Annotated in this window: 8 protein-coding genes; all 8 read left to right on the top strand. The window is 46.8% G+C overall.

What is annotated here, in order from left to right:
• Nucleotides 1–342 precede the first annotated feature (342 nt).
• The 8 genes from G519_RS0131870 to G519_RS0131835 all read left to right on the top strand — a co-directional run bounded on the left by G519_RS0131870 (nt 343) and on the right by G519_RS0131835 (nt 7,528).
• On the top strand, nt 343–2,055 hold the full coding sequence (locus tag G519_RS0131870) for a fibronectin type III domain-containing protein (RefSeq protein WP_457920622.1): 1,713 nt from the start codon (nt 343–345) through the stop codon (nt 2,053–2,055).
• Nucleotides 2,056–2,249: 194 nt separating this feature from the next.
• Nucleotides 2,250–3,413: a YhgE/Pip domain-containing protein gene (locus tag G519_RS0131865; protein ID WP_029198095.1), complete on the top strand. Its 1,164-nt coding sequence runs from the start codon at nt 2,250–2,252 to the stop codon at nt 3,411–3,413.
• A 27-nt stretch (nt 3,414–3,440) separates the two neighbouring features.
• Complete coding sequence (locus tag G519_RS0131860) at nt 3,441–4,037, top strand: TetR/AcrR family transcriptional regulator (protein ID WP_029198094.1); 597 nt, start codon at nt 3,441–3,443, stop codon at nt 4,035–4,037.
• A 7-nt stretch (nt 4,038–4,044) separates the two neighbouring features.
• Nucleotides 4,045–5,007: a PfkB family carbohydrate kinase gene (locus tag G519_RS0131855; protein WP_029198093.1), complete on the top strand. Its 963-nt coding sequence runs from the start codon at nt 4,045–4,047 to the stop codon at nt 5,005–5,007.
• Between the two features lie 845 nt (nt 5,008–5,852).
• Entirely contained in the window at nt 5,853–6,113 is a 261-nt protein-coding gene (locus tag G519_RS45510) for a hypothetical protein (protein ID WP_029198092.1), read from the top strand.
• Nucleotides 6,114–6,186: 73 nt separating this feature from the next.
• Entirely contained in the window at nt 6,187–6,333 is a 147-nt protein-coding gene (locus G519_RS50695) for a hypothetical protein (RefSeq protein ID WP_154669639.1), read from the top strand.
• Between the two features lie 83 nt (nt 6,334–6,416).
• Nucleotides 6,417–6,764, top strand: coding sequence for a YkoP family protein (locus tag G519_RS45505; RefSeq protein WP_051253862.1), 348 nt, complete (start codon nt 6,417–6,419; stop codon nt 6,762–6,764).
• Complete coding sequence (locus G519_RS0131835; RefSeq protein WP_084160433.1) at nt 6,761–7,528, top strand: polysaccharide deacetylase family protein; 768 nt, start codon at nt 6,761–6,763, stop codon at nt 7,526–7,528. Before G519_RS45505 ends, G519_RS0131835 begins: the two co-directional genes overlap by 4 nt.
• Nucleotides 7,529–7,677: the final 149 nt, after the last annotated feature.

The following is a 7,677-nucleotide window of genomic DNA, read 5'->3' as shown; positions in this document are numbered from 1 at the left end:
GGGATACAGTCAGCGTGTAGGAAAATACGGAAGAGGCCAAGGGAACACTCTAAATTGGAAGAAACCAAATGCTTGGTTCAACAGGAGGGTAAGGAACATTCCCGTCAGTAGCACCTATTGGCATTGTCCCAAAGACATCGCAAGATCGTAAATACCTTTTAAAAATTTTCGTCCCGTTGGGACGGCTCCCGCGCCTTCGCTTGAGCTACGTTCACAACCGGTTCAAATTCATTTTTCAAGGAACAAAAAATAATAAGAGCAATTTCCAATTCATTAAAGAATTAGGAACTGCTCTTAGCATACAAGGAGGGATTTTTGATGAGAAAAGTCTCACACAATCATATGGCTGTGAAGAAAGTACTTTCCTTTTTGTTAATTGCGGCCTTGTTTATTACATTAATTCCGGCGATGGCATTTGCAGCTGACCGAGGTGCTTGGGCACCTAATGTAGCTTATGCGGTAAACGATACGGTAACTTATAGCGGCAGCAGCTATAAATGCATTCAAGCACACACGTCTCAAGTAGGTTGGGAACCGCCTATCGTCCCTGCATTGTGGGGACTCATCCAAGGTGGTGGCGATACGCAAGCGCCTACTGCGCCTTCCAACTTACATGCGACGGGAACCACAACTTCCAGTGTATCATTGGCCTGGAACGCTTCAACAGATAACATCGGTGTTACCGGATATGACATCTATCAGGCTTCTACATTAGTTGGCAGCGTCTCCGGCAGTACGTTATCCTATACGAAAACAGGATTAAATGCTGGCACGACATATACGTATACTGTCAAAGCGAAGGATGCTGCAGGTAATGTATCCGCAGCCAGTAACTCAGTTAGCGCTACGACAAATACAAGTGGCGGAGACACGCAAGCGCCTACTGCTCCTACGAATTTAAGTGTAACTGGAACTACTTCGTCCAGTGTCTCCTTATCTTGGACGGCATCTACGGATAATGTTGGCGTAACAGGGTATGACGTGTATAATGGGGCGTCATTGGCTGTTTCCGTGACTGGAACGACTGCTACGGTTATAGGTCTAGCAGCAAGCACAACTTATACCTTTACTGTAAAAGCGAAAGATGCAGCAGGCAATGTTTCAGCGGCAAGCTCGTCGGTTACCGGAACAACCCAGGGTTCAGGCGGAGGCGGTTCACTGCCGAAACACACCCTTACTGGTTACTGGCAAAACTTCACAAATGGCGCAACGAATCTCAAGCTAAGTTCAGTACCAAGTCAATACGATATTATTGCTGTTGCATTTGCGGATATGGATACAACCAAACCAGGGGGAGTCATCTTCAATGTCGATTCTTCCTTGTCCTCGGCACTTGGCGGGTATACGAATGCGAATCTTACAAGCGATATTCAGGCCAAACATACACAAGGCAAGAAGGTCATCCTTTCCGTTGGAGGGCAAAATGGCAATATCGATTTAAGCAGCGCATCCCCCAATGTGACCAATTTTGTTAACAGTATGTATGGTCTGATTACGCAGTTCGGATTTGACGGCGTGGATATCGACCTGGAAAACGGCCTGAACGTGGCGAACTTAACGAGCGCCATTCGTCAACTTCAACAAAAGGTCGGATCGGGCTTCATCTTGACGATGGCTCCGCAAACGATCGATATGCAAAATCAAAATACGTCCTATATGCAGCTCTACAACAACCTGAAGGATATTACGACGGTCATCAATGTGCAGTACTACAATTCTGGATGTATGCTCGGTCGCGATGGCGTCTGTTATTCGCAAGGCACAGAAAATTTCTTGACGGCTCTGTCTGATTTGACGCTGCAATGGGTAGCGCCTTCCCAACTGGGACTTGGTCTTCCAGCTACGACGTCTGCGGCAGGAGGAGGTTATGTAAGTCCTACTGTTGTGAACAATGCATTAAGCTGTTTGGCCACAGGCAGCAACTGTGGAAGCTATAAACCTGTAGCGAAATACCCGGATATTCGTGGTGCAATGACGTGGTCCATTAACTGGGACGGCACGAGCAGTTATAACTTTGCAGGCACAGTAAAACCTTTCTTAGTCAGCATGCCATAATCATAAAATCATATCGGTACTATATTCACCACAGATAATTGCCAAACCACTTTTCGCCAACGGGATAAACCTTGGGGGGGGAAAGTGGTTTTTTTTCGTGAAGTAAGTGGTATCTTGACAGCTTTTCAGCTCCATCCTATAATTTAAACAAACGTTTAATTTAAACGATCGTTTAAGGAAGAGGAGTGGTTAAAATGAAACACGCACTAGGTGCATTTCTAAAACAAGCAACGACAAAGGTAGGGATTATCACAGCCATTACGTTTCAGTTGTTGTTTAGCTTGATTTGGATGACGGGTTACGCGGGAGTATCCGATAACACGAGCCAATTGAAGATCGCGATCGTCAATGAAGATCAAGGTTTGGGGAGCAAAATTGTTCAGAACCTGCAAGGCAACCTGCCGTTTCAAACAGAGCTGGTGGCTTCTAATGAACAAGCACAGAATCTGTTAAATGATCGCCAGGTCCAGATGGTTATGCACATCTCGGCTGATTTTTCCAAACAGCTTCAAACCCCAGGACAGACGGTCCCCATTACATATACAATTAATGAGTCTAATCCTTCTATGACGAAGTCTGTGATGCAAGCTGTAGCCGGGAACGTCACGGCGTCTGTGAACAAAGAGGCCGTAGCGGCTGGGGCATCAGCCGTTCTTACACAGATGAATCCCAAATTGCCAGCCGAGCAAGCAGGGCAAATCGCACAAGGACTCGCAACTAAGGTGACCTCTGACATTCAAAGCACGAATAAAGTAAAGGATATGCCGAATCAAATGCTTCCAATGATGCTGGTGCTTGCTTCTATTGTGGGTACCATGATCATGGGAATGAACTTTAATGTATCAACGAATATTCTCGGTGCATCTGTTACTAAAATGGGCAAAATGACTGCACGAATCGTTGTGACTGTCATAGCTGTTGTTATTGTGGGGCTGATCAGTGCAACGATGGTCGTTTCCTTAGGCGGGCATGTGGAGAAAGGCTTTGTCTCTCTTTGGGCTTTCGAAACCTTATTTTTACTCACCTTTGCGCTCGTCGCTCAAATGTTTTTGACATTGTTTGGGAACGCAGGTATGCTATTTAACATCGCGATGTTGTCCTTGCAATTGGTGTCTTCTGGTGCTATCGTGCCGAGAGAGCTTTTGTCGCATTTTTATCATACAATTAGTAATGCTTTCCCAGCTACCTATGCCGTGAATGGGTTAATGAATATTTTGTTTGGTGGGCCAGGTGTAGCGAAGGAAGTCGGATACTTATTTCTTATAGCTGCAGTTGCACTAGTTATCGATATCTTGGTTGTATCTGCGAAAAAGGCAAAGGCTGTGCCTGCCATGGAACAACGTCCACAAACCGCTTAGCCCAATGACGAGGAGGGCGTTGATTGAATGGCTGAACCCGAATTAGATATGAAAATGAAGATTCTTTTGGCAGCAAAGAAGCTGTTTGCGAAGAATGGTTATGATGCGACAAGTGTTCGTCAAATATGTGAGGAGGCCGGGGCCAATGTGGCTTTGGTTTCCTATTATTTTGGCGGAAAAGAGAGCGTTTTCTATGAGATATTTAATCAGTTTTTCCCTAAGAATAAGTTAATTGATTTTTTTGCCATTGAGGATCCCATTGTAGGTATCCGGACGATTATTCAGGGCGTAATAGAGATCAGAAGTAGTGATCCTCAAATGATTACTATTATGCAAATGGAGATTATTACGATTACCCCACGTGTGGAAAAAATGAGAGAGCTCGTATATCCATTATGGAAAAAGGTAAGGGATTTACTAGAGAAAGGCAGGCAGGACGGGATTTTTCATTTTGAATCCTTGGATAGCACGCTCATGTTTGTACTGGGCTCCATATTTTTTTATAAGCAGAGGGAGTTTTTTGAGCTTATGCTTACGGAGGAGCGACCGGATACGCAGACGTTAATTGCGCAAACAACAGCCTATGTGATGAACGCATTAGGATATCAAAGTAAAGGGGATTGATGGAACAATGGGGAAAACGTGTATCGTATGTTTGGGTGAGCTTTTGATTGATTTCGTACCGGAGGTAAACGGACAAGCGTTGGCTGACGTTACGAGCTTCCAGCGGGCGGCGGGCGGAGCGCCGGCCAATGTTGCTGCGGCGGTCGCCAAGCTAGGCGGCGACGCAAGGTTTATTGGCAAAATCGGCCGCGACCCGTTCGGCGATTTTTTGGTGCGCACGCTTAACGAAGTCGGCGTGCATACGGCCGTTGTGCAGACCGATGAGGCGAAGACCGGTCTGGCGTTTGTTTCACTGCGCGCGGATGGTGAGCGCGATTTCTTGTTTTTCCGCGACCCGGCGGCGGACATGCTGCTGCGCGCAGACGAAGTCCAGGCGCAGTGGCTGGAAGATGCCGCGGTCTATCATTTCGGCTCGGTATCACTGATCACCGAGCCTTGCCGCACCGCGACGCTGGACGCAGCGCGCCGAGCGAGAGATTTTGGCGCATTGGTGTCGTACGACCCCAATGTGCGCTTGGCGCTGTGGCCGAGCGCTGACGCAGCTCGGGCAGAAATCCTGGCGCAGCTACCGCTTGCGGATTTGGTCAAAGTCAGCGAGGAGGAAATCGAATTCCTCCTCGGCGTTGACGCGACCACTGGTGCGCAGCAGCTGCTGCAGCGCGGACCTAAAGTGATTATCATCACTTTAGGCCCAGAGGGCTGCCGTGTCGTGACCGCACGGCAGGATGTCGTCATCCCCGGCACGCCTGTGGCAGCCGTGGACACGACTGGCGCCGGCGACAGTTTTGTCGGCGGCATGCTTTATCAGCTGGTGGCGCTTGGCGCTACGCCAGCTAACATCGTCGACGCGCTCGCTGAAGCAGGAGCCGCTGAGCAGGTATTCGCCTTCGCCAACCGCGTAGGCGCAATTACGACGACGCGCAGGGGGGCGATTCCTGCGCTCCCTACGCTTGCGGAAGTGCAAGGCTAGCATGTGAGATGCCAAGACTATGCCCACTATCCCGCAGCTCAGAAATGAGTGCAAGAAAGTTTCACCCATTTTCCGAAAATTTAACGGGATGAAATAACTTCCTGACGTATGTACAATTCTGAGGGAAAGGGATAGTGTTGTGAGACTGAGCAGTAGGAATTATCAATGCTAGTGATCAATTCATGGAAGCCAAGTCTATGCCCACTATCCCCGCAGCTCAGAAATGAGTGCAAGAAGGTTTCACCCATTTTCCGAAATTTAACGGGATGAAATAACTTCCTGTCGAATATGCAATCCTGAGGGAAAGGGATAGTGGTTGCAGGCCATAGATCAGCCTTCTGAATTTTTGTGAATTATGATTTATTTTGTGAAGAACGCAGATTTCGGATGTAGTCCGGGGGTTGCGTTCTTTTTGACCACATAAGAAAGTATAAGTTTTCGGTTCCCGAAAACCGCTTTCTTATTGGCGATAAAACCTACCTCTAAACGCGGTCGCTCATCTTTGAATGGCCTCGATAGAGGTTTTCTCATTGCTTGGTGGTAAGGGAGTTTGAGGCATTGAATGCAGGAGAAGCTAGCTAAACCTACGGTACCGTGAGAAATCTCCACGTTCTACGCCAAGCGGATCGCAGGAGGAACTGAAAGAACTTGGCTATCAGGAATAACCGAATGAACGAGCACCCTACCTTCTACATTCCATCCCGGAATTAGACGATAGGGTGTTTTTGGTGTGGAATAACCCTTAACCGACTACGTTTATCGTGAAGATCTGTCATATGACATTATGGCACTACCCGATTTTACATCCCAAGAACTAGCATAAGAGTTGCAAGGGATTTCTAAAGTTGAGAGGAAGAGATGGACATGAATCAAGGAATACGGAAACACCTGAGAAATTTCTGGTTTTTGTTGCTTACTTTTGTGACAGGGTTGTTTTACTTTTGTTTTTATTTGGTGGGTATGACTACGGGGTCACGATGGCGTTTACCTTAGTAGGGCTTCCGATCCTCCATTATGTTTTGCGTTCCACAAGTGCGTATATCCAGCACGAACGGATCCAAACCGAAGGTTATACGGATATTTCCATTGGTCTGGTTCCAAGCTGAACAAGAACGGAAGGGAGTTTATGGGATCAGGTTAAAGCTGATTTATCCGATATGCGTAATTGGAAAGTTTGGGATGGAAATCAGATCGTTTGGCGACTCGCTCTTCGTCATGCATGCAGATGCAATCCTGATATGGTTCGGTCCTTATTTGGGGAATGGATTAGTACATATGATCGGGAGCCATACGCTTCGTATAGTTGAAGGATTAGCTGGAAAATAAAGAGATAATAACAGATGATGTGGAATTCCGCTGTAGTCTAGCCTTAAAGAAATGTGCATATCAAATGAAAGTAGAGGGAGATTATGACTGCGGCACTTATGAAAACATCCTTACAGTCCCTCTGGATAATGTGGGAGCACGTGTTTGACTTCTTAAACAGGTTTCGAAGCGAGTCTGTGTGGAGATATGGCATATATAAACTGGTGGTCAGGCAGCATCGCGGAAAAAGGATTACCTGTCAAGACGGGCGTCGGATACTTGCTGGAGATTGGGTGGGCGAACTTCATCTGGATAATCGGCAGGTGATGCTGGTGATAAGCAAACAGTCTCTGAAGGAACGTTTTACGGTACGGAAAAAGGATTCGAAGCCATCACCTCTTGATGGTTACCAGGATATGCAGAGTCAAGGGAAGAAAGAGGCGGTCTCATGATACAAAAGCTAATTATTTTATCCATAGATGTGATGATTCTCTATATGATCGTTCCCTTTATTCTTACCCGAATATGTAGGTGGGGTGTTCACTCCAAAGGAAAAGTGGCGAAGGGAATTGCCTTTACTTTCGATGATGGTCCTGACCCTTGCTATACGCCTAAATTGCTGGATTTGTTAAAAGAGCGTGAAGTAAAGGCCACCTTCTTCGTACTGGGCAGCAAGGCCGAAAAATACCCAGAGCTGATTAAGCTCATGCACCGGGAGGGGCACCAAATCGGTATTCATAACTATACGCACACGTCCAACTGGATTTTGTTCCCATGGACAAGTAAACGGGAGCAAGCAGATCGTACAGCTGATATTGTCGAACGAATTACAGGAGAGCGGCCTACCTTTTATCGACCGCCCTGGGGGCTTCTCAATCTAGGCGATCTCCTTTTGATGAGAAAATCTTATCGGATCGCACTGTGGTCGGTCATTGTAGGAGATTGGAAACCATCGGTCAGCGCAGAAAAAATGAAGCGTGCGTTGTTGAAAAGGATTAAGCCTGGTTCCATCGTCGTTCTACACGATAGCGGCGATACATTCGGAGCAGATGAAGAGGCACCGCGGCACATGATAGCAGGTCTGAAAGAAGTTTTGGGAGAAATTCAAATGAGGGGTTTGAAATGTCTGCGAACGGATGAGCTGCTGGGTAAGGAAGCGAGGGGGATTGGAGACGTCGTGCCGAGAGCCAAATCTCCTGGTCAGGTCCATTTGTAGCCATTTTGAAGTTCATCTAGTGCCGAAATGTCATATGACATTAGGTGGAAAGTTTATTTTTGTAAAAAAATGTTGAAAAATGGAAGATCATATGCTATGTTTTATTTGCGAAGAACGCAAATTTTCGGATGAATGTCCGAGGTTTGCGT

The sequence above is a fragment of the Paenibacillus alginolyticus DSM 5050 = NBRC 15375 genome, from assembly GCF_000422905.1.
GTDB lineage: Bacteria > Bacillota > Bacilli > Paenibacillales > NBRC-103111 > Paenibacillus_E > Paenibacillus_E alginolyticus.
This window is presented reverse-complemented; position numbering and strand designations above follow the sequence as displayed.

What these genes read in the sequence shown, in the direction of transcription:
- G519_RS0131870 (WP_457920622.1), top strand. Translation starts at nt 343, where the DNA reads ATGGCTGTGAAGAAAGTACTTTCCTTTTTGTTAATTGCGGCCTTGTTT.
- G519_RS0131865 (WP_029198095.1), top strand. Translation starts at nt 2,250, where the DNA reads ATGAAACACGCACTAGGTGCATTTCTAAAACAAGCAACGACAAAGGTA.
- G519_RS0131860 (WP_029198094.1), top strand. Translation starts at nt 3,441, where the DNA reads ATGGCTGAACCCGAATTAGATATGAAAATGAAGATTCTTTTGGCAGCA.
- G519_RS0131855 (WP_029198093.1), top strand. Translation starts at nt 4,045, where the DNA reads ATGGGGAAAACGTGTATCGTATGTTTGGGTGAGCTTTTGATTGATTTC.
- G519_RS50695 (WP_154669639.1), top strand. Translation starts at nt 6,187, where the DNA reads ATGGAAATCAGATCGTTTGGCGACTCGCTCTTCGTCATGCATGCAGAT.
- G519_RS45505 (WP_051253862.1), top strand. Translation starts at nt 6,417, where the DNA reads ATGACTGCGGCACTTATGAAAACATCCTTACAGTCCCTCTGGATAATG.
- G519_RS0131835 (WP_084160433.1), top strand. Translation starts at nt 6,761, where the DNA reads ATGATACAAAAGCTAATTATTTTATCCATAGATGTGATGATTCTCTAT.